This is a genomic window from Kribbella sp. NPDC049584, from assembly GCF_040675555.1.
Lineage (GTDB): Bacteria > Actinomycetota > Actinomycetes > Propionibacteriales > Kribbellaceae > Kribbella.
In genome coordinates, this window is record NZ_JBFAPF010000007.1 from 279,163 (window position 1) to 298,967 (window position 19,805).

The 19,805-nt window shown below is 68.8% G+C and carries 21 protein-coding genes; 9 read left to right on the top strand and 12 right to left on the bottom strand.

Going from position 1 to position 19,805, the window contains the following annotated elements; translation table 11 throughout:
* Positions 1–15 precede the first annotated feature (15 nt).
* The 4 genes from AB0J62_RS24745 to AB0J62_RS24760 form a co-directional block, all read right to left on the bottom strand.
* Positions 16–900: an NAD(P)-dependent oxidoreductase gene (locus tag AB0J62_RS24745; RefSeq protein ID WP_363875516.1), complete on the bottom strand. Its 885-nt coding sequence runs from the start codon at positions 898–900 to the stop codon at positions 16–18.
* Positions 901–910: 10 nt separating this feature from the next.
* Entirely contained in the window at positions 911–1,288 is a 378-nt protein-coding gene (locus AB0J62_RS24750) for a VOC family protein (protein WP_363875519.1), read from the bottom strand.
* Positions 1,285–1,899 (bottom strand): NAD(P)H-dependent oxidoreductase, encoded by a 615-nt coding sequence (locus AB0J62_RS24755; protein ID WP_363875522.1) that lies wholly within the window; start codon positions 1,897–1,899, stop codon positions 1,285–1,287. Before AB0J62_RS24755 ends, AB0J62_RS24750 begins: the two co-directional genes overlap by 4 nt.
* An 86-nt stretch (positions 1,900–1,985) precedes the next feature.
* Positions 1,986–3,269, bottom strand: a complete 1,284-nt coding sequence (locus AB0J62_RS24760; RefSeq protein WP_363875526.1) for a cytochrome P450 — start codon at positions 3,267–3,269, stop codon at positions 1,986–1,988.
* A 102-nt stretch (positions 3,270–3,371) separates the two neighbouring features.
* Between AB0J62_RS24760 and AB0J62_RS24765 the strand changes: the two genes are divergently transcribed.
* A complete protein-coding gene (locus tag AB0J62_RS24765; RefSeq protein WP_134099862.1) occupies positions 3,372–3,695 on the top strand; it encodes a plasmid stabilization protein in 324 nt (107 codons plus the stop codon).
* Positions 3,696–3,710: 15 nt separating this feature from the next.
* Positions 3,711–6,080, top strand: coding sequence for a phosphoketolase family protein (locus AB0J62_RS24770; protein WP_363875530.1), 2,370 nt, complete (start codon positions 3,711–3,713; stop codon positions 6,078–6,080).
* 38 nt (positions 6,081–6,118) lie between these two features.
* Here the strand turns inward: AB0J62_RS24770 and AB0J62_RS24775 are convergent, their stop codons facing one another.
* Genes AB0J62_RS24775 through AB0J62_RS24785 form a run of 3 tightly spaced genes read right to left on the bottom strand, consistent with a single transcriptional unit; the run spans position 6,119 to position 8,147 of the window.
* Positions 6,119–6,736, bottom strand: a complete 618-nt coding sequence (locus AB0J62_RS24775) for a UdgX family uracil-DNA binding protein (protein WP_363875533.1) — start codon at positions 6,734–6,736, stop codon at positions 6,119–6,121.
* A 29-nt stretch (positions 6,737–6,765) separates the two neighbouring features.
* A complete protein-coding gene (locus AB0J62_RS24780) occupies positions 6,766–7,236 on the bottom strand; it encodes a vitamin K epoxide reductase family protein (protein ID WP_238159633.1) in 471 nt (156 codons plus the stop codon).
* A gap of 2 nt (positions 7,237–7,238) precedes the next feature.
* Positions 7,239–8,147, bottom strand: coding sequence for a DUF929 family protein (locus tag AB0J62_RS24785; RefSeq protein WP_363875536.1), 909 nt, complete (start codon positions 8,145–8,147; stop codon positions 7,239–7,241).
* Between the two features lie 193 nt (positions 8,148–8,340).
* Between AB0J62_RS24785 and AB0J62_RS24790 the strand changes: the two genes are divergently transcribed.
* Positions 8,341–8,967 carry an SAM-dependent methyltransferase gene (locus tag AB0J62_RS24790; protein WP_363875539.1) on the top strand — a complete coding sequence of 209 codons (627 nt, stop codon included), beginning with the start codon at positions 8,341–8,343 and terminating at the stop codon, positions 8,965–8,967.
* On the opposite strand, the gene AB0J62_RS24795 is transcribed toward AB0J62_RS24790, so the two are convergent.
* Positions 8,942–10,072, bottom strand: coding sequence for an MFS transporter (locus tag AB0J62_RS24795; RefSeq protein WP_363875900.1), 1,131 nt, complete (start codon positions 10,070–10,072; stop codon positions 8,942–8,944). The genes AB0J62_RS24790 and AB0J62_RS24795 overlap by 26 nt on opposite strands.
* Positions 10,073–10,169: 97 nt before the next feature.
* On the opposite strand from AB0J62_RS24795, the gene AB0J62_RS24800 reads away from it, so the two are divergent.
* Together AB0J62_RS24800 and AB0J62_RS24805 are read left to right on the top strand one after the other, a co-directional pair.
* Entirely contained in the window at positions 10,170–11,036 is an 867-nt protein-coding gene (locus AB0J62_RS24800) for a diiron oxygenase (protein ID WP_363875542.1), read from the top strand.
* A 40-nt stretch (positions 11,037–11,076) separates the two neighbouring features.
* Positions 11,077–12,348 carry an FAD-dependent oxidoreductase gene (locus tag AB0J62_RS24805; RefSeq protein ID WP_363875545.1) on the top strand — a complete coding sequence of 424 codons (1,272 nt, stop codon included), beginning with the start codon at positions 11,077–11,079 and terminating at the stop codon, positions 12,346–12,348.
* On the opposite strand, the gene sigJ is transcribed toward AB0J62_RS24805, so the two are convergent.
* Positions 12,311–13,231, bottom strand: coding sequence for an RNA polymerase sigma factor SigJ (gene sigJ, locus AB0J62_RS24810; protein ID WP_363875548.1), 921 nt, complete (start codon positions 13,229–13,231; stop codon positions 12,311–12,313). The two genes, AB0J62_RS24805 and sigJ, sit on opposite strands and share 38 nt — an antisense overlap.
* An 83-nt stretch (positions 13,232–13,314) precedes the next feature.
* On the opposite strand from sigJ, the gene AB0J62_RS24815 reads away from it, so the two are divergent.
* On the top strand, positions 13,315–13,755 hold the full coding sequence (locus tag AB0J62_RS24815) for a nuclear transport factor 2 family protein (protein ID WP_363875551.1): 441 nt from the start codon (positions 13,315–13,317) through the stop codon (positions 13,753–13,755).
* Here AB0J62_RS24815 and AB0J62_RS24820 read toward each other — a convergent pair.
* Together AB0J62_RS24820 and AB0J62_RS24825 are read right to left on the bottom strand one after the other, a co-directional pair.
* Positions 13,745–14,521 carry a serine/threonine-protein kinase gene (locus AB0J62_RS24820; protein ID WP_363875555.1) on the bottom strand — a complete coding sequence of 259 codons (777 nt, stop codon included), beginning with the start codon at positions 14,519–14,521 and terminating at the stop codon, positions 13,745–13,747. The genes AB0J62_RS24815 and AB0J62_RS24820 overlap by 11 nt on opposite strands.
* 171 nt (positions 14,522–14,692) lie before the next feature.
* Positions 14,693–16,456, bottom strand: a complete 1,764-nt coding sequence (locus tag AB0J62_RS24825; RefSeq protein ID WP_363875558.1) for an ABC transporter ATP-binding protein — start codon at positions 16,454–16,456, stop codon at positions 14,693–14,695.
* Between the two features lie 105 nt (positions 16,457–16,561).
* Between AB0J62_RS24825 and AB0J62_RS24830 the strand changes: the two genes are divergently transcribed.
* From AB0J62_RS24830 to AB0J62_RS24840, 3 genes are all read left to right on the top strand, one after another.
* Positions 16,562–17,905, top strand: a complete 1,344-nt coding sequence (locus AB0J62_RS24830) for a histidine kinase (protein ID WP_363875561.1) — start codon at positions 16,562–16,564, stop codon at positions 17,903–17,905.
* Positions 17,902–18,534 carry a response regulator transcription factor gene (locus AB0J62_RS24835; protein ID WP_363875564.1) on the top strand — a complete coding sequence of 211 codons (633 nt, stop codon included), beginning with the start codon at positions 17,902–17,904 and terminating at the stop codon, positions 18,532–18,534. The genes AB0J62_RS24830 and AB0J62_RS24835 overlap by 4 nt, the downstream gene beginning before the upstream one ends.
* A gap of 67 nt (positions 18,535–18,601) precedes the next feature.
* Positions 18,602–19,114, top strand: a complete 513-nt coding sequence (locus tag AB0J62_RS24840; protein ID WP_363875567.1) for a hypothetical protein — start codon at positions 18,602–18,604, stop codon at positions 19,112–19,114.
* On the opposite strand, the gene AB0J62_RS24845 is transcribed toward AB0J62_RS24840, so the two are convergent.
* A complete protein-coding gene (locus AB0J62_RS24845; protein ID WP_363875570.1) occupies positions 19,088–19,729 on the bottom strand; it encodes a class I SAM-dependent methyltransferase in 642 nt (213 codons plus the stop codon). The two genes, AB0J62_RS24840 and AB0J62_RS24845, sit on opposite strands and share 27 nt — an antisense overlap.
* Between the last annotated feature and the right edge of the window lie 76 nt (positions 19,730–19,805).

Sequence of the window (19,805 nt, forward strand, 5' to 3'; positions counted from 1 at the left end):
CAAAGATCGCAGTACTCAAACCCCTGGATTCTGTCGCCGGCCACGCCAGAGGTTCTCGAGGTGGGTGAAGGCGAGCAGTTCGCCGTCCACGGCGCCGAAGGTGGCGAACGCGTCGCGGTGTACGGCGGTCACCAGTGAGGTGAGGGCAGCTGGAACGCCCCGCAGGCTCGCGAAATCCTCGATTGATTCGAGTTCCTCGACGATCCGATCGAGGCCGAACGTCGCCAGTCGATCCCCGGCCAGCATGCGCGGTACGACGTCCCGGACGAAGGTCGAGGCAGCGGGGCCGTCGAGCAGGATCTTCCTGAGCTGTAAGGGATCGAGGCCGCCGCTCTGCCCCAGCATGAGGGCCTCGCCGACCGCGACGACCTGGTTGAACCACAGGAGGTTGACCAGCAGCTTAGTCAGGTACCCGCTGCCGTGTGGGCCGGTGTAGTGCAGGTCCTTGGCGAAGGCTCGCAGGATCGGCTGGAGGCGATGAAAGGTTGTCGAATCGCCCGCGACGTACAGCGTGAGCTCACCAGCCGCCGCTGCGTCGGGGCCGCCGCCCACCGGAGTCTCCAGGTAGTCGATGCGCTGGTGAGCGGCGGCCGCGGCGAGTTCGGCCCCGAGGGCGGGGGAGGCGCTGGTCAGGTCGAGCCAGCTGGTGCCGGGCCTGAGGCGGTTGAGTAGTCGGGACTCGTCGAGCATCAGCGCGCGAAGCTCCGGGCTGCCGGGGAGCACTGTCACGAGTACGTCGGTGTCCGGCAACGGCTCACCCCAGGTCGCACCCAGTTCCGTGGCCTGATGCTCCACCTCGGGGCGGACGTCGTGAACCCGGACGGAGTGTCCCGCGGCGACGAGCTGACGAGCTACCGGAAGCCCGATCCGGCCGGCGCCGACGAGTGCGATCTCAACCATGAACGCATTATCAGTAGCCGGGAATGTACAGGCAGAAGAGATGCCCGTGCGGGTCGCGCATGACCCGGACGCCGTCCGGCTGCGGCTGATGCGACTCGATCGTCGCGCCGAGTTCGACGGCGCGATCGACCTCGCGATCCAGGTCGTCGACCTGGATGTCCAGATGGGCCTGCATCTGCTGGGAATCCTCAACCTGCGGCCACACCGGAGGGACATGGTCTGTCTCCAGCTGGAAACTGAGCCCCGGCCGCTCCTGCTCAGGCGCCCGCAACCGCACCCAGCCGGGCTCCCGTGTCATCTCCACCCAGCCCAGCAGTTCTCGGTAGAAGTCTGCCAACGCCGGCGGATCCGGAGTACCGAGAACTGTGGCGGTGAGGCTCGCGGTCATGACTCGATCCTCGGGTACTGCGCATCCTGCAAGAGGCGGGCGAGATGGGCGGCGTTGGCGGCGGCGGTCTTCGTGGTCAGGCCTGTGGTGTCGGGCTTCGGTCCGGCGTCCTGGTAGTCCTCCGAGCCCATCGCCTCGCCGACCCAGTACGTCGCACCGGCCGCCGGGATCGTGAATCCGACGTCGTTCAGCGCCTGGAACACCTCCGCGCTGACGTGATGCGCACCATCTTCGTTGCCCACGACACCGACCATGGCGACCTTCCCGTACACCGACGGCCGGCCCTGCTCGTCCTTCTCCGACAGCTCGGCGTCCAGGCGCTCGAGGACGACCTTGCACACGCTCGCCGGCTGTCCCATCCAGATCGGCGTCGCGATGACCAGGATGTCCGCCGCCAGCACCTTCGCCCGCAGCGCCGGCCACTCGTCGCCGTCACCTTCGTCGACGCTGACCCCGAACCGGACATCGTGGTCGGCCACCCGGACTAGCTCGCCGTCGACGTCGTGGTCGGCCAGCGCGGTCAGGATCTCCCGCCCGATGAACTCCGAACTCGACTTCGCCGGTGACTTCTTCAGCGAACAACTCAGCACCAGCGCCTGCAGCGTCGTCATCCAGCCCTCCATCTCAACAGTGTGGGGAACAGTTTCGGAACCGACCGGTAGCCACCGGCCGCCGCCCGGAAACGGGGAGTCGAGGGTCAGGTTCGCCAGAACCCCATGCGGATGGTTGTGTGGTTGAAGGTGGTGGGGAGTGGATCGGTCAGCTTCGCGCGGGTCGCCGGATCGACGTCGAGGTCGTAGTGGGCGGCAACATGGCTGACCGCCGTGCTCGTGGTCAGGAGTGCCACATTGCGGCCGGGGCACTCGGCCGGGCCCGCGCTGAACGGGATGATCGGCCACGAGCCGTCGGCGCGGCCGTCGAGCCAGATGCTCGGTTCGAAGGAGTTGGCGAAGTCGACGGCCTCGTCGTCGCGGTGGAAGACCGAACTGACGATCGCGAACGCGGTGCCTGCGGGCGCAATGCGCTCACGCCACACGGTGCTCGCGCGCGACTCACGCAGTACGACGGGGGTCGTCGGCCAGAGCCGGAGCGACTCCTGGACCGCCGCGCCGGCGTGTGCGAGCAGGGGAGACGCGTCGGGATGGCGAGCCTCGGTGATGATCGGCTCGAGCTCGGCCGGACGGGTTGCGAGTACGGCGAACAGCCGCCAGAGCGCGATCCCCGCGGTATCGAACGCGACCAACCATTCGGCCACCTGACCGGCCGGATCGTGTACGCCGTCGTCGTGGGCGAGCGCACTGACCAGCGACCCCGGTTCCGCCTTGGCGACGTACGCGGCGACGACATCGAGGAAGCCCTCGCGGACGTCGCCCCGCTGCGGACGGAGCTCCGCCCAGTTCGCATCGGCCCGGAGCTGGTCGAGGTCAGCCGTGAGTGAGGTGTCGTCGCGCGCCGAGTCTCCGAGGACGATCCGGCGTACGACGCGGGACCAGATCGAGCGGAACTCGTCCCAACCGAAGGTCCCGGTCAGTATGTCGAGCTCCTCGCGGACGAGCTCCAGCATGCGTTGTCCGTGCTCATGGACGGGCTGATGACTGCCGAGCGCTCGCTCGTTCGACTCACGCCGCGCAGCACGCAAGGACGGATCCGTGCCGAGGACAGCATGGGGCTGGAGGTGCGGCAGCGCTGTCGCCGCAGCGAAGGGGTCCGGCGCCTCCGCCAGCAATCGACGGACGTCGTCCGCGGCGAGAACGAGCGCGATCGTCCGGCCGGAGAACCGGAACAGCAACGGACCGTCGCCGTACCTGTCACGGAGCTTGCGCACCAGCCGCAACGCGCGGTCGTCGGTGTGGAGCCGCTCCGCCAGGGTGCCGACCTGAGGCCGACGGAGGGCCGCGCCGTGTGCGACCAACGGCAGGAAGATGTCTCGCACCGCACGTCCGGTGTCGAGTGGCGAGGCGGCAGGCAACTCGGTCGGCATGCGTTCCGGTGTCCGCCTGAGCGCCGGCGAAACCCGACGATTGACCGCGGTGACTCCGGGTACTGGCGGATCGGGTGAAAATCGGGTGGAAGGAGCAACGACATGCCTGCAGGATCGAGCCCGAAGCGGGAGCGGCAGTACGAGCACATCAAGGACGGGCTGAAGAAGCGCGGTCGCAGCGAGGACGTCGCCGAGGAGATTGCGGCGCGCACGGTGAACAAGGAGCGCGCGCGGTCGGGCGAGGCGAAGGAGAAGAGCCGTACGTCGACGCAGGACATCTCGTCCAGCCGGCGCGGGGGCCTGCGCTCGCACAGCGGCTCCAAGGGCCGCACCAAGGACCAGCTTTACAATGAGGCGAAGCAGAAGAACGTCAAGGGTCGCTCGAAGATGACGAAGGCCGAACTCGCGAAGGCGGTCGGCCGCTAGCTGGGGGAGCCAGCCGTGCAGCAGACCGACAGCACACCACTGACCGACGACGAACTGCGCGGCATCGACGCCTACTGGCGCGCGGCGAACTACCTGTCCGTCGGGCAGATCTATCTACTCGCCAATCCACTTCTCCGTGAGCCGCTGCGGCCGGAGCACATCAAGCCCCGGCTGCTCGGCCACTGGGGTACGACGCCCGGGCTGAACCTGATCTACGCGCACTTCAACCGCGTGATCAGGCAGCGTGGTCGCGAGGTGCTGTTCGTCACCGGACCCGGCCATGGCGGTCCGGCGCTGGTCGCGAACACCTGGCTTGAAGGCAGCTGGACGGCGGAGTACCCGAACACTACGCAGGACGAGCTCGGCATGGGCCGGCTGTTCAAGCAGTTCTCGTTCCCGGGCGGCATCCCGAGCCATGTCGCCGCGGATGTCCCGGGGTCGATCAACGAGGGCGGCGAGCTCGGCTACTCGCTCAGCCACGCGTACGGCGCTGCCGCGGACAACCCCGAACTCGTCGTCGCGTGTGTCGTCGGCGACGGCGAGGCAGAGACTGGTCCGCTGGCGGCGTCCTGGCACTCGAACAAGTTCCTCGACCCGGTGCGCGACGGCGCAGTGCTGCCGATCCTGCACCTGAACGGTTACAAGATCGCGAACCCGGCGGTGCTGGCGCGGATCGGCGACGACGAGTTGTCCGCGCTGCTGCAGGGGTACGGCTACGAGCCGTATCTGGTCGAGGGCTCCGAACCGGCCGAGGTGCACCAGGCGCTCGCCGCGACGCTCGACCTGTGCATGGACCGGATCGACGAGATCCAGCTGGTGGTTCGCTCCGCGGCCCAGCCGCCGCCGCGACCGGCGTGGCCGATGATCGTGCTCCGTACGCCGAAGGGCTGGACCGGCCCGCAGATCGTCGACGGGGAGCCGGTCGAGAACACGTGGCGCGCACATCAGGTGCCGCTGTCCGGCGTACGGACGAACGATGACCATCTGCGCCAGCTGGAATCGTGGATGCGCAGCTACCGGCCCGAGGAGCTGTTCGACGATGAGGGCCGTCCGGTTGCGGCGCTCGTCGAGCTCGCGCCGGGGCCGGAGCTGAGGATGGGGTCGAACCCGCATGCCAACGGCGGGGTGCTGAGCCGCGATCTCGAGCTGCCGGCGGTCGAGGAGTACGCCGTACCGGTGAAGATCCCTGGCGCGGAGGACGGCGAACCGACGCGGGTCTTCGGGGCGTTCCTGCGGGATGCTTTCCGGTTGAATGACAACAACCTGCGCTTGTTCGGCCCCGACGAGACCGAGTCCAACCGGCTGAGCGCCGTCTACGAGACGACCGGCAAACAGTGGCAGGCCGAGCTGCTCGACACCGACAACCACCTCGCCCGTGACGGTCGCGTGCTGGAGATCCTCAGCGAGCACACCTGCCAGGGCTGGTTGGAGGGTTACCTGCTGACCGGCCGGCACGGGCTGTTCTCGTCGTACGAAGCGTTCGTCCACATCGTCGACTCGATGGTGAACCAGCACGCGAAGTGGCTGAAGACGATCAACCGGCTGGAGTGGCGCCGGCCCATCCCGTCGCTGAACTACCTGCTGACGTCACACGTCTGGCGGCAGGACCACAACGGCTTCTCGCACCAGGACCCGGGCTTCATCGACCACGTCGTGAACAAGAAGGCCGAGGTCGTCCGCGTCTACCTGCCGCCGGACACCAACACCCTGCTGTCCACGATGGACCACTGCCTGCGGACCCGGAACTACATCAACGTCGTTGTCGCAGGCAAGCAACCGCAGCCCAACTGGCTCGACTGGGACGCTGCCGCGCTGCACTGTGCGCGGGGCGTCGGCGTCTGGGACTTCGCCAGCAACGACGAGGGCGAGCCGGATGTCGTGATGGCCTGCGCCGGCGACGTACCGACGATGGAGACGCTCGCCGCGGTCGACCTGCTGCGCGAACGCCTGCCCGACCTGCGGATCCGGGTCGTCAACGTCGTCGACCTGATGCGGCTGCAGTCCGAGGGCGAGCACCCGCACGGGCTGCCGGACGCCGAGTTCGACGCGCTGTTCACCACCGACAAGCCGGTGATCTTCGCCTACCACGGCTATCCCTGGCTGGTCCACCGGCTCACGTACCGCCGGCGCGGGCACGACAACCTGCACGTCCGCGGGTACATCGAGGAAGGTACGACGACCACGCCGTTCGACATGGTCGTCCGCAACAACCTCGATCGGTACCACCTGGCGATGGACGTTATCGACCGCGTGCCGTCGCTGGGCAGCCGGGCGGTGTCGACGCGGCAGTACTTCGCCGATCAGCGTGCCCGTCACCACGCGTACGTCACGACGTACGGCGAGGATCTGCCGGAGGTCAGGGACTGGCGGTGGACACCGCGCTAGGACACCCGCGCCAGGACACCCGCACCAGGACGCCGCGTTCAGCCGAGGAGCGCGACCGCGGCGCGGAGGTCGTCGACGAACAGACCGAGATCGCGAGTAAAGTCCTGCGACCGGACCACCGCTGACGGGTGGACGGTCGCGATTGCGGCGGTGCCGTCGGGCAGCTCGACCTTCTCGCCGCGGTGCTGCGTCACCCTGAAACTCGGGCCGATCAGCGACCGTGCGGCGACGGCGCCCATGATCACGACGAGCGCGGGCTTCACGATCTCGAATTCACGCGCGAGCCACGGATGGCACGCGGATATGTGCCCGGCGGACGGCGTCTTGTGGATCCGCCGCTTACCCTCGCGTTCGAACCGGAAGTGCTTGACCGCGTTGGTCAGGTAGATCTCCGACCGGTCGATGCCCGCTTCCGCCAGCGCCCGGTCGAGCAGCCGCCCTGCCGGACCGACGAAGACGTGGCCTTCCTTGTCCTCGTGATCACCGGGCGTCTCGCCGACAACCATCATGCGAGCCCGGACCGGCCCTTCACCCGCGACGGCCTGCTCGGCGTCCTCCCACAGGTCGCATCCGCGGCAGTCCCCGAGGGTCGCACGCACTTTCCGCATGCCGCCGTCGTGCGGCACCCATTTCTCCGCCCCGGCGTACGTCGTCATCCTGCACCGGTACCCGGGACGGCCCTAATTCATGATGCCGGCGGGATCAGGGCCTGCCGGATGATCACGAGTGCGAACAGGATCAGCGTCAGGCCGTGGACCACCGTGCACCACAAGCAGATGGCGTTGATCTGGAACAGCTCCGCCCAGATCAGGTAGCAGATGAACACGACCCCGACGAGTACGGCGGCCAGGCGCAGCCGCCCCGGCCACGGCGACGACGTACGCCAGAGCGGCGGCACCGAAAGGGCCGTCATGCCGACGAAGAAGCCGAGGCCGAGCAGTGCGACCGGGATGCCGAACACCTTCGAATACTGGCTGCTGGTGACCTTCGCGCAGTTCACCACACCGGTGTCCGGGCACGCGAGCGTCGTACCGGCCGTGAAGTGTTCATAGGTCAGGTACCCGGCGACCGCCAGGCCTGCGATCGACACCACCAAGGTGGCCCATGGGATCCAGCCCAGTGACGTCTGGGAGGACCGCTGTGCTGTGTCGCTCACGTTCAGCTGTTCCCGCTGCCGAGCTTCGAGGCCGCCGCGGTGACGGCGGAGCTGGTGCACACGTTGGCCGGCTGGTTGTTGGTGATCTTGCAGATCGCCGCCGTGTACACGTTGGCCGACGCGATGACGGCCTTCGCGATGTCGTTGTTCGGGTCCTTCAGCGCGTCCGCGACCTGCGACTGGGTCTTGCCGGCCAGCAACTGCGGGCTGTACGTCGCGCCGGACGACACGAACTTGCCGCCGATGTCGATGAACGGGATCGACCCTTCACTCGAGACGTACGGCGGTTTGTTGTACGTCTCGAACGTCTTCTCGTCATCGGGCGCCGGGGTGTCGAGCGGTTTGTACCCGTTCCCCGCCTGCTCGTTCGTCGTCGTCTCGACGCCGGTGAACGCGAGGTACTGACTCGTGAACGTCGCGCCGTGGAACGACAGCGTCGGCGTGTTCGGGAACTCGTCAGCGGACGCCGAGTGCGTCGTACCGAGGTTGCTGAACGTCCCGAACCGCGACAGCGCGACCGTCACCGGCCAGCGCTCGGCCGCGCAGAACGGGCAGAACTCGGCGCCGATGTAGAGCACCTTCGGCTTGCCGTTCGCGGTCAGCGCCGGCGCGGTGATCGCGGACGGCGCCGCCTTCACACCCTCGGTGCCGACGGTCGAGAACGTCGACTCCGGGATCGAGGAGAGTGCGGTGATGAGGGCCGCGTCGGCGGCGCCGGAAGGTCCGGTCGCCGTCTTCTTGCCGCCGCCGACCAGCCGGATCGTCACCAGCCCGCCGACGATCACGATGACCAGGACGACCGCACCCACCGCGAGCAGAAGGCGTCGCCGTCGCTCCGCCGCCTGCTGGGCGGCGAGCTGCGCTGCGATCCGCTCCCGGGCCGCAGCCTTCTGTTCGACACGCCTTGCCATGACTCTCCTCTGATCGCGCACGGACTCCTGAAAGACAACTATCCATAGGTCCCGGAAGTTCCTGTCCTTCTGTCACCGCGAGATTACAGATCGCCAGCATTACGGCACGTAGCAGGTCAACCTGCCCGGTCTCACCAGTAAAGCCCCACCGACCGCGGCGTCGGTGTCGGTGGGGCCGTTTAGGGTTCCCGCCATGGATTGGAAGACGTGGCACGAGCGGTACGACGATCCCGATTCCGAACTGTCGCGTCGGCTCGAGGTCGTGAAGGAGCACGTCCGGGCGGCGCTCGACCGAGCTCCCGCTGGTCCGGTGCCGGTGGTGAGCCTTTGCGCCGGGCAAGGCAGGGATCTGCTCGAGGTGCTGGCAGACCATACGCGTCGGGCGGACGTGCAGGCGAGGCTCGTCGAGCTGGATCCTGTGCTGGCTGCCTCCGCTCGGGAGCGGGCCGTGGGATTCGGCCAGGTGGAGGTCGTCACCGGTGACGCGTCGCTGACCGATCAGTATGTCGGTCTCGTGCCGGCGGAGCTCGTCCTGCTGTGCGGGATCTTCGGCAACATCAGCTCCGAGGACATCCGGCGGACCGTCGACGCGAGTCCGCAGCTGTGCCGCACGGGCGGAACGGTGATCTGGACCCGCCACCGGGAAGACCCGGATCTGGCGCCGTCGATCTGTGACTGGTTCGAGGCCCGCGGCTTCGAACCAGTCTGGCTGTCCGACCGCGACGCCGGCTTCGGTGTGGGCGTGCACCGCTTCACCGGCGTACCGGAGCCTTTGATCACCGGGCAGAGCCTCTTCAGGTTCGTTTCGGGCCGAGTATGACGAGACCCACGAGCAGCAGGACGGCCAGCGCCAGATAGCCGGCGTCCAGGACTGCGACGGTCGCGACTGCGGCGACGAAGAGCGGGCCACCCGCGTCACCGAGTTCACGACCGAGCTCGGCGGTCCCCATGGTCTGCCCGAGTCGCTCGGGCGGCGTGCTCGCGGCCAGCGCGGCGAACCCGAGCGGCGTGATCACACCCGCGCCCGCACCGATCAGCGCGGCTGCGATCAGCAGGAACACGACCCCGGGTAGAGCGGCACAACCGAAGCCGAGCGCCGCCAGACCGAGGCCGACCGCGATCCCGGTCTGTGTCGTCAGCCGTCCGGCGTCGAGCGCCCGGCCCGTCCGGGGCTGAACGATCGCGGCCGTTGCCGCCAGCAACGAGACGGCTGCTCCGGTGGCAATCGTGCCGAGCCCGTCGGAGGCACCCGTGACCGGCAGGAACCCGACGCCCACCGACAACGCGGCTGTCGCGGCCGCAAGCGCCATGGTCGGACGGAGAAAAGCCGGGTCCGTGATCCGCCGCGTGAGATCGAGCACGGTCTGTCGCGTCCGCGGCAACGGAGGCACAACGGGTACGGCGACCAACGCCCACACCGCTACGCTCGCCGCAAGCACGGTCATCACACCGAACAGCAGCCGGAAGCCACCCAGCCACACCAGTCCGCCACCGAGCAGCGGCCCGGCGGTGTACCCGATGCTCTTGTAGAACCCATAGCTACCGAAGGCACGCCCGTGCTTGCTCGCCGGGTTCAAGCGGGCGACGAGCGTCGAGGCTGCCGGTGAGAACGCCGAGGCGGCAGCTCCCTGGCCGAGCCGGGCGACCCACAGCCAGCCCGGGCTGTCGACGAGCACATAGGTGCCTGAGGCGATCGCGAACCCGACCAGGCCGAGCAGCAGCACCGGACGGGCGCCGATCCGGTCCGCGATCGTCCCGAACACCGGCTTCAGCAGCACCTCGGCTCCGTCGTACAAGGCCAGCAGGATGCCGAGCGTGAGCAGCGAGGTGACGGCATCCGACGACGACGCGCCGAGGTTCGCCGCCACCGCATGGGCGCCGAAGGCCGTCGTAAAGCCCGCCGCGTACAGCGGCCACATCCGCATCACAAGGCCCGAGGGTATCCGGGTCGGCGGCTTGCCGGATGGTGAGACAGCGGTTATGTTACATGGACGATGTCATATCGCATCGGAGGTGTGTGGGATGGATGAGACCGCGCAGCGGTTGCTCGGGTCGGCGACCCGGTTGTCCCGGGATCCGGAGACGGAGATCGACTGGGACGCGCCGATCGGTGACGGGTACGGGATGTCGCCGGAGTGGAGCACGCTCTACGGCACGCCGTACTGGGACGAGCTGACCGAGGCTCAGCAGCGGGAACTGACCCGGCACGAGTCCGCCTCGGTGGCGACGACCGGGATCTGGTTCGAGCTGATCCTGCAACAACTTGTCCTTCGGGATGTCTACGACAAGCCGGCCCGGAGCGCCGAGTTCCAATGGGCGCTGACCGAGATCGCCGACGAGTGCCGGCACTCGATCATGTTCGCGCGGGCAACGGAGAGGATGGTCGAGCCGGCGTACCGGCCGCGGCTGCTGGCCCGCGAGCTCGGGCGGATGTTCAAGACGATCGCGACGGGCGAGTCGGCGTACGCCGCGATCCTCGTGGCTGAAGAAGTCCTGGACGTCATGCAGCGCGACTGGATGCGGGACCGGCGGGTCGAGCCGTTGGTGCGTACGGTCAACCACATCCATGTCGTGGAGGAGTCGCGGCACATGGTGTTCGCTCGCGAGGAGACTCGGGAGCGGTTGGCCGGTGCCGGACGCGGACGGCGCTGGGTGAGTGCCCTGGTGATCGCGATCGCGGCCGACATGATCGTGTCGAGCATGGTCGGTCCGGCGGTCTACGCGAACGTCGGTCTGGATGTGGGCCGGGCGGTCCGTGAGGCGCGGCGGAACGAGCATCACCGGTCGTTGCTGCGGACGAGCTGTGCGAACTTGATGGACTTCCTGGGGTCGCTCGGGCTGCTGACGCCGGCCGCGTCCCGGGTGTATCGGCGGACCGGGCTCCTTTGAGTGCTCTGAGTGCTGTGACTGCGGTGAGTGCGGGGCCGGTATGAGTTACGCGATCTCGGGGGAGTGCTGCTCGGACGCCAGTTGCGTGGCGGTGTGCCCGATGAACTGCATTCATCCGTCGCCTGGTGAGCCTGGGTTCGGGACCGGAGCGAGTCTGTTCATCGATCCCCGGACGTGTATCGACTGCGGGGCGTGCGCCGACATCTGTCCGGTCGATGCGGCTCAGCCGTCCGAGCAGGCCGCGGCTGAGGATGTCGAGCGGAACGCGGCGTACTTCGCGGGGCAGGAGCCGCTCGATGCGATGGACCTCGACAGCTGGGAGGCCCCGTCGTACCAGGTGTGGGGTGGTGAACCGCGGCGGGTGCTGGTGGTCGGCGCCGGGCCCGCCGGTCTGTATGCGACGCGTGAGTTGTTGCTCCGGACAACCGCTGAGGTGACGCTGGTCGATCGCTTCGAGCAGGTCGGCGGGCTCGTTCGATACGGCGTTGCGCCGGATCATCCGAGCACCAAGCAGATCATGAGCAGCTTCGAACGTATCACCCACCACAGGCGCGTCCGGTGGTTGCCGGGCACCGATGCGACGGAGCTGGAAGGCGGCGCGGCCGGTGGGCTGCCGGATGGGTTCGACGCGGTCATCCACGCCGTCGGGGCTCGGCGGAGTCGTCGGCTGGGGATCAGCGGCGAGGATGCCGCGTGCAGTGCGGAGGATTTCGTTGCCTGGTACAACGGGCGGCCGGGCTCGACGTTGCCGGTCGAGCTTGTCGGCCCGCGAGCGGTGATCGTCGGGAACGGCAACGTCGCGTTGGATGTCGCCCGGATCCTGCTGAGCGACGAGGCGCGGCTGCGGACGATGGATGTATCGCCGCAGGTGCGCAGAGCGCTCGTGACCAGCGGAATCAAGGAAGTCGTTCTGCTCGGCCGCCGAGGCCCGGACGAGGCCGCCTACACGCAGCCGGCGTTCCAGGAGTTGCTGACCGCGGCGGGAGACAGGGTCGAGCTGCGGTATCACGCCCGGCCGACGGCCTGGAGCTCCGAAGGTCTCGCGCTGGACGACGGTACGACGATTGCTGCGGGCAACCTGTTCACCGCGATCGGGTTCGAGGGTCGGCCGATCGACGGGCTGCCGTTCGACCCGGACCGTGGGATCGTGCCGAACGTCCGCGGCGCCGTCGTCGGCCGGCCCGGGCACTATGTGGCGGGCTGGATCAAACGCGGCGGTCGCGGCGGGATCGGCGTGAACAAGGCCTGTGCGCAGGAGACCGTGATGACGCTGGTCAGTTCGTCCAGGGCCCCAGCTTCTCCGGGTTCCTGATCGCCCAGATGTTCGTGATGTGATCGCCGTCCACGTCGAACGCGATCACGGTCTCGATCACACCCTCGAACTGGATCACCAGACCGGGCTGGCCGTTCACCGTGCGCTCGACGAGCTCGCGACCGAGCATGAACACCGGAAGCCCGGCGAAGTACGACGCGACCTCTGTGCCGCCGTGCACCGGCTCGAGGGCGGCCGTCACGATGCCGCCGCCGTCGGCGACCGCGGTGACCTCGGGGTCGAGCAGGCTGACGAGCTTGGCGATGTCGGTCGCCTCCCACGCCTGCTTGAACTGCCGGATGAGCTCGGCCCGGTGTGCCGAGGGCGCCGCCGGGAGTTGCGCGTCGCGGATCCGGCGGCGGGCCGAGGAGGCGAGCTGACGGCAGGCCGCCGGAGTACGACCGACGATCTCGGCCACCTCCGGGAACGGATACCGGAAGACGTCGTGCAGGATGAACGCGACCCGCTCGGCCGGCGTCATCGCGTCGAGCACGACGAGGAACGCCATGTTGACGGACTCGTCCAGCGTGACGCGGTCGGCCGGATCGCCGGTACCGCCCGGCTGACCGGTGTGCCACTCGGTGCTCTCCGGGAGCGGCTCGGGGATCCACTCACCGACGTACCGCTCGCGCCGGGACCGCGCGGAGCGGAGCAGGTCGAGGCAGATCCGGCTGGCGACCTTGGTCAGCCACGCGGCCGGGTTGTCGATCGCCTGCTGCTCGGCCGGCGTCATCGCGTACCACCGGGCGTAGGTCTCCTGGACCACGTCCTCCGCGTCGGCCAGCGACCCGAGTAGCCGGTAGGCGAGGTTGATCAGCTGCCGCCGTTCGCTCATGATCGCGCTCAGGCCCGGCTCGCTCATGTCGGTCCTCTCCTCGTTCATACCCCGGTTCATATCCGTACGACGGGACAGCCCGGCGAACTGTGAGGTCTGACAGTCCGCGCCGCTGCCTCGTCGTAGCGATCATGACCACAAACAACGCAGTAGCCGAAGTAGCTATCCGTGAGCGTATCGACAGCCTGCTCGACGCGGTCCGTACCGGGGACCTGGAGACGTTGCGGACGGTCTTCGCCCCGAACGTCGTTTCGTTCGACATCGAAGCGCCGCTCCGGCACCTCGGCGCGGAGAAGAAGATGTCGAACTGGGAGCAGATGTTCACCGTGCTCGAGGTGCCGTTCGAGTACGAGACCCGCGACCTGACCGTGCTCGTCGACGGCAGCCTCGCGGTGGTTTACAGCCTCAACCACATGAACGCGAGCATCCACGGCGGCGGCAAGATCGACTACTGGCTGCGCTGGACGTCGGCGTGGCAGAAGATCGACGGACAGTGGATGATCGTGCACGACCAGGTCTCGGTGCCGACGTACTTCCCGGAGCGCCGGGCGGCGATGGATCTCATGCCCTGAGCCAGGACGGCCACGGCCTGAGTTCGCCGGCCGCCTCCGCCAGTGCTGTGAGCGCTCGCTGGGCCGTCGGGTGCGGCGCGAGGAGGAAGCGGAGGTTGTCGGGCAGCTCTCCACAGGCCTCGGCGAGCGTCCGGCCGAGACTGTAGAGGTCCATCTCGGCGGAGACCGGCTCGCACGCTTCTTGCGCGGGCGATGCGTAGTCTTCGGTTCCGACCGGATGCCCGGCGGGCTGCTCACTCCCGATCCGGCGCGCGCTGCCGAAGTCGATCAGCACCGGCCTGCCGTCCCGCAGAACGACGTTCTCCGGTTTCACGTCCAGGTGCGCCAGCTCGCGACGGTGCAGGTCCATCAACGCGGGCAGCAACTGCGCTCCGAGATTCGCCGCCTCGGGGATGCTGAGCAGCCCGTTGTCCTCGAGTTCGTCGGCCAGCGGGGGACCATCGACGTACTCGACGAGGATGTGCGGGATGGGACCGTCGGTGCCGTCGGCGAGCAGCCGTGGAAGGGCCGGGTGCAGGTTGCCGGCGAGCGCGGTCGTCTCGCGGCGGAGAGACTTCACCGCGCGAGGATGGTGGATCTGATGAGGGCGTGCGGCCTTGAGTACGGCGGGCGCCCAGAGTTGGACCGACCACACCAGCCAGGTCTCGCAGCGGTGGCCGACGCCGAGACGCTCGATGGCGAAGGTTCCACCGGGCAGCTCGCAGCCTTCGGCCCAGTCCCAGACGGCCAGGCCGTCCACATCATCGGTCGGCGTGTCGACAAGCACGGTCGGTCTCCTGGAAAGAGGTGAAGCCTGCCGCCGGGATCGACCCCGGCGGCAGGCTGGTGGGTCAGCCGCGCGAGCGGCTGCGGGAACGGCTGCGGCTGCGCGAACGGGACCGGCTACGGGACCGTCCGTGGTGCATGACGGGCTTGATACGCAGGGTGTGCATGGTGCTCACCTCCTTCCGGCGAGTTGGTGGTCGAGGGTGACGACCCGGTCGGCGATCGCCGCCAGGTCGCGATCGTGGGTGACCATCAGCACCGTGCGGCGCGAGGTCCCGGTTGTCCCAGATGTCCCGGTTGTGCCGGTTGTCATCGCTTGGATGGCCCGGATCACGGTGCCGGCCGAGACCGGGTCGAGCGAGGCGGTCGGCTCGTCGAGCAGCACCATCGGCGCGGGCGACACCGCGGCCCGGGCGAGTGCGACCCGGCGGCGCTGACCGCCGGAGAGCCGTACGCCGCCTTCGCCGAGCGGCGTGTCGTAACCGAAGGGGAGCCGGTCGGCGAACTCGTCCACCAGAGCGGTCCGTCCGGCCGCGATCACGCCGGCACGGGTCGCATTCTGGTTGCCAAAGGCAATGTTCTCGGCGACGGTTGCATCTAGCAACCACGGGTCCTGCGGGACGAACGCGAACCGGTCCCGCAGGCTGCGCTGGTCGCAGTCGCGGAGGTCCACGCCGTCGATCAGGATCCGGCCGGCGTCCACGTCGTACAGGCGGAGGAGCAGGTGGAGCGAGGTGCTCTTGCCGATACCGCTCGGGCCGAGCAGGCAGACCGTCTCGCCGGCCGTGATGTCGAGGTCGAACTGGTCGAGGACCGGGTGGCCGGGTTCGTAGCCGAAGGACACTCGCTCGAAGCGGACCCCGGAGCGCAGCCGGGGCGCTGGGCGGGCGTCGTACCGGTCCTCGACGGCTTCGTCGCAGTCGAGCACGTCGCGGACGCGGACCGCGCTGGCTCCGGCCTTGGCGAGTACGACGGACAGGCGGGTCAGGCCGCGGACGGGGGAGTAGAGGTCGCGGAGGTATGCCAGTACGACGAGGAGCTCGCCGACGGAGAGCGCACCGGACAGGACGTGGCGTCCGCCGACGACCAGGACGAGGGCGGTGCCGATCGCGAGCACGATGTCCGCCATCGGGGTCCAGCGGGCGTCGACGTCGATGGCACGGAGCTCGACGTCGAGGACGGCGCGGTTCCGGGTGCCGAAGATCGCGGCGGCGCGGTCGATCCGGCCGAAGGCCTGGACGGCGCGGACGTTGCGGAGCAGGTCGGTCGTTGCCCCGGCCAACCGTCCGGACTCGGTCCGGGCGGCGTGTTGCGCGGCGCGGATCCTGCGGCGCTGGCGGACCGCGAGGACGGCGAGGACCGGAGCGACGGTGAGACCGATCAGAGCGAGCTCGGGGTCGAAGGCAACGAGCAGGGCGAGTACGCCGGCCAGCATCACCGCGTCGGGCAGGAACGAGGTGGTCATCGCGACGACCGCGTCGAGGAGGCGGCCGACGTCGGTCGTGAGGCGGGAGACCAGCTCGCCGCTCCGCATCCGGTCGTGCCAGCGGAGCGAGCGGGTCATGGTGCGCTGGAACATCGTGGCCCGGAGCGAGGCACCGATGCGCTCGGCGGCGCCCTCGACCGTTCGCAGACTCGCCATGTCCAGCAGCCCGACGATCGCGGACAGCAAGACGCTGGCGGTCGCGGCCAGCACGAGCACGACAAGCGGGCTCGCCCCGAGGCTGGCAGCGAATCCCGACGCGGCGCTCCGCGTGGTTGTGGACTGCGCCGAGGAGGTGGGGCGGAGGACGTGGTCCACCGCGAGGGCGAGGGGCCAGGGGCGGAGCAGGACCGCGCCGACTCGCAGCACGACCAGGCCGGACGCGGCGGCGAGAGCGGGTAGCTCCGGTCGTGCGGCGGGCCCGGCGACTGCGACCGACAGCGGAAGTTTCATGCCGACAACGCTCGCCGTCAGCTGGTCGGCTCCGGTAGTGCACCTTGGTACTAGGACCGTTGTCGGGCTGCCGTCCGGCGGTGGGCGCACCCTACGATCCCTGACATGGGGAGACTCCGACGTGCGGACCGCGGACAGCTGACCGAGCGCACCAGACAGGACGGTTCGACGGTCGGCCTGTTGGTCCGCTTCACGGCAGCCGGGTTGATCGTGCTGCTGTCGCTGGCCGCGCTGATCGCGTTCGTCGCGCGACAGGCCGGCGTGGACCAGGCGACCGAGTCCGCGCGACAGGTGACGTATGTGACCGCGCGCGGGGTGGTCGAGCCGCGGCTGGACGCAGCGGTGATTGCTGGGCAGCCTGCCGCGCTGACGGCGTTCGACCAGGCGATGCGCAGGTACGTCCTGCAGGGCTCGCTCGTCCGGGTGAAGCTGTGGAACGCCGAAGGGCGGATCGTCTACTCGGACGAGCCGCGATTGATCGGTCAGCAATTCCCGCTCGGACCCGAAGAACAGGAAGCCCTGCAGCGGCAAGGAAGCAGCGCATCCGAGGTCAGCGACCTGAGCCGGCCGGAGAACAAGTTCGAGATCCCCTACAAGAAACTGCTCGAGGTGTACGTCGGGGTGCGCGGCACGAACGGCGAACCGATGCTGTTCGAGGCGTACTTCGAGTACCGGGCGGTCACCGAAGCGGGTCAGGCCGCGTGGCGACGGTTCGCGCCGCCATCGCTGGGAGCGTTGCTGGTCCTGGAACTGGTGCAGATCCCGTTCGCGTGGTCGCTGGCCCGGCGGGTGCAGCGGCAGCAGCGGGAGCGGGAACGGTTGCTGCAGCACGCGGTGGACGCGTCGGACGCGGAGCGCCGGCGGATCGCGGGAGAGCTGCACGACGGCGTCGTACAGGAGTTGACCGGGCTGAACTATGCGCTCGACGCGATGCGGCTCGGCCATCCGACCGAGGGGCAGCGGGCGGAGCTGATCGCGGACAGCGCGAGCCGGCTGCGGGGGAGTATCGGGTCGCTCCGGTCGTTGCTGGTCGACATCTACCCGCCGAACCTCGCCGAGGAGGGGCTGACGTCGGCGCTGGCCGAGTTGGCTGCTGGGCTCGAGCGAGCCGGGATCGAGGTACGTCTCGAGACCGATGGCGCGGAGGCGTTGCCGCCGGCGGTTGCGGCGTTGTTGTTCCGTACGGCGCAGGAAGTCGTGCGGAACGTCGCCGCGCACAGCGGGGCCGGCGAAGTACTGATCAAGGCCGGTCGTTCGGACGGGCGAGCTGTGTTGATCGTGGACGACGACGGGCGTGGATTCGACGAGTCGCGGCTCGGGGAGCGCAGCAGCAACGGGCACCTCGGGCTACGCTCGATCGGCGACCTGCTCGCGGAGTCGGGTGGCACGCTGACGGTCCGGGCCGCGCCCGGTCAGGGGACACGGGTGGAAGCCGAGGTACCGATGTGACGCGGGTGATCCGGGTGTTGATCGCCGACGACCATGCGATCGTCCGCACCGGCCTGTCCCAGTTGCTCGGTACTGCGGACGACATCGAGCTGGTCGGTGCTGCCGGTGACGGGGCCGAGGCGGCGACGATGGCGGCGGAGTTGCGGCCGGACGTCGTACTGATGGATCTGTCGATGCCCGGGACCGACGGGATCTCGGCGACCGAGCGGATCGTGGCGGCGTCGCCCGAGGTGCATGTGCTCGTGCTGACGTCGTTCAGCGATCAGGCGCGGATCCTCGATGCGTTGCAGGCCGGGGCCGAGGGGTATCTGCTGAAGCACAGCGAGCCTGAGGTGATCCTGGCCGGAATCCGGGAGATCGTGTCGGGCGGTTCGCCGCTGGATCCGAAGGCGGCGCGGGTGTTGCTGACGAACCGGCGCTCGCCCGGCCCTGAAACCAAGCTGACCGACCGCGAGCAGGAGGTGCTCGACATGGTCGGCGCCGGCTTGCCGAACAAGACGATCGCGCGACGGCTGGGAATCAGCGAGCGCACGGTCAAGGCACACCTCACCAACGTGTACCAGCGCCTGGGCGTGACCGACCGCACCCAAGCTGCCCTCTGGGCCCAACGCCAACGCCGCGACAACTAGGTGACGACCAGGTACTAGTACCAACGTCCGATACCCCCGGGACCGCCGGGTGCGACACGATCGAAGCATGGACGACTCAGATGATCTCCGGCGGCGACCTGTCGTCCTGCACACCGATGGCGCCGGCGACGAGGCTCCGAAGCGCTCACGCCGGTACCTGGCCTGGGCGAGCACCAGCTTGATCGGCGTCGTGGCGGCGGCCGGGTTGGTAGCCGGCGGTACCGCGGTGTGGTCCGCGTTCGATCCTGGTACGCCGGGGCGGTCGCCGGCGCCGTTGTGGTTCCCGCCGCCGGAGACCATTACGCCGCAGAGCGAGCGCATCACCCCAACGCCGACCCCGACACCGACTGTTGACGATCACGGTGGTGACCGCACTCGTACTCCGAAGTCCGGCAGCACGACCGAGCCGGGAGACGACAAGGGCGGCACCCGCCCCCGGACCGCGACGACCACGGCGTCGAGCACAGGGAAAACCTCAGGGAAGACGACAGGGAAGACCATGGCGACGTCGACGTCCGGCAAGCACGGGTCGGACGATTCCGGGAAGTCGGGTTCAGACGACGGGCCCAACCACCGCTGACCTGGCACGTCCCAGGATGTGCGGTCGCGCCGGGTTCGGCTGACCGGCCGGGAAATCGAACCGATCGATCTCCTCGATCACGAACCCGGCCGCCTCGATCGCGGCCGCGGTGTCGCGATGCAGATGACACCCGCCCGCGAACAACGACCACACCGTCGCATCCGCGAGCCGCTGCGCCGTCTCCAGCCGTCCGCCGTCCGCCGCAACATGCTCGTAGAACCTCAGCTCGCCACCAGGCCGCAGTACGCGAAGAGCCTCAGCCAGCGCTACCTGCTGATCCCGCACCGAGCACAGGACCAGCGACACGACAACCACATCGGCTGACGCGTCAGCGGCCGGCAGCCGCTCTGCCGTACCCTCGACGACCTCCACCGGCACAGGTGCTGTTGCAGCGGACCGAAAAGCCTGAGCCCGCAGATACGGCTCGGGCTCAACTGCGAGAACACGAACGACCTCAGCCGGATAGTGCGCGAAGTTGCCCCCGTCACCCGCACCGACCTCGACCACGTGTCCAACCGCTCCGGCCAGCAGCCGCCGCCGGTGCTCGGCCGCGCCTTCCCGGTCCATTGCCGGGCGGACGCGCGTGTACATCCGGGCGAAGATCGGTCGCTTCATGCGGACACGATGCCACCCGGGAATGTCAGAGTGTCGGATTGAGCGTGACCCCGATCGTCATCAGGCTGAAGCTATC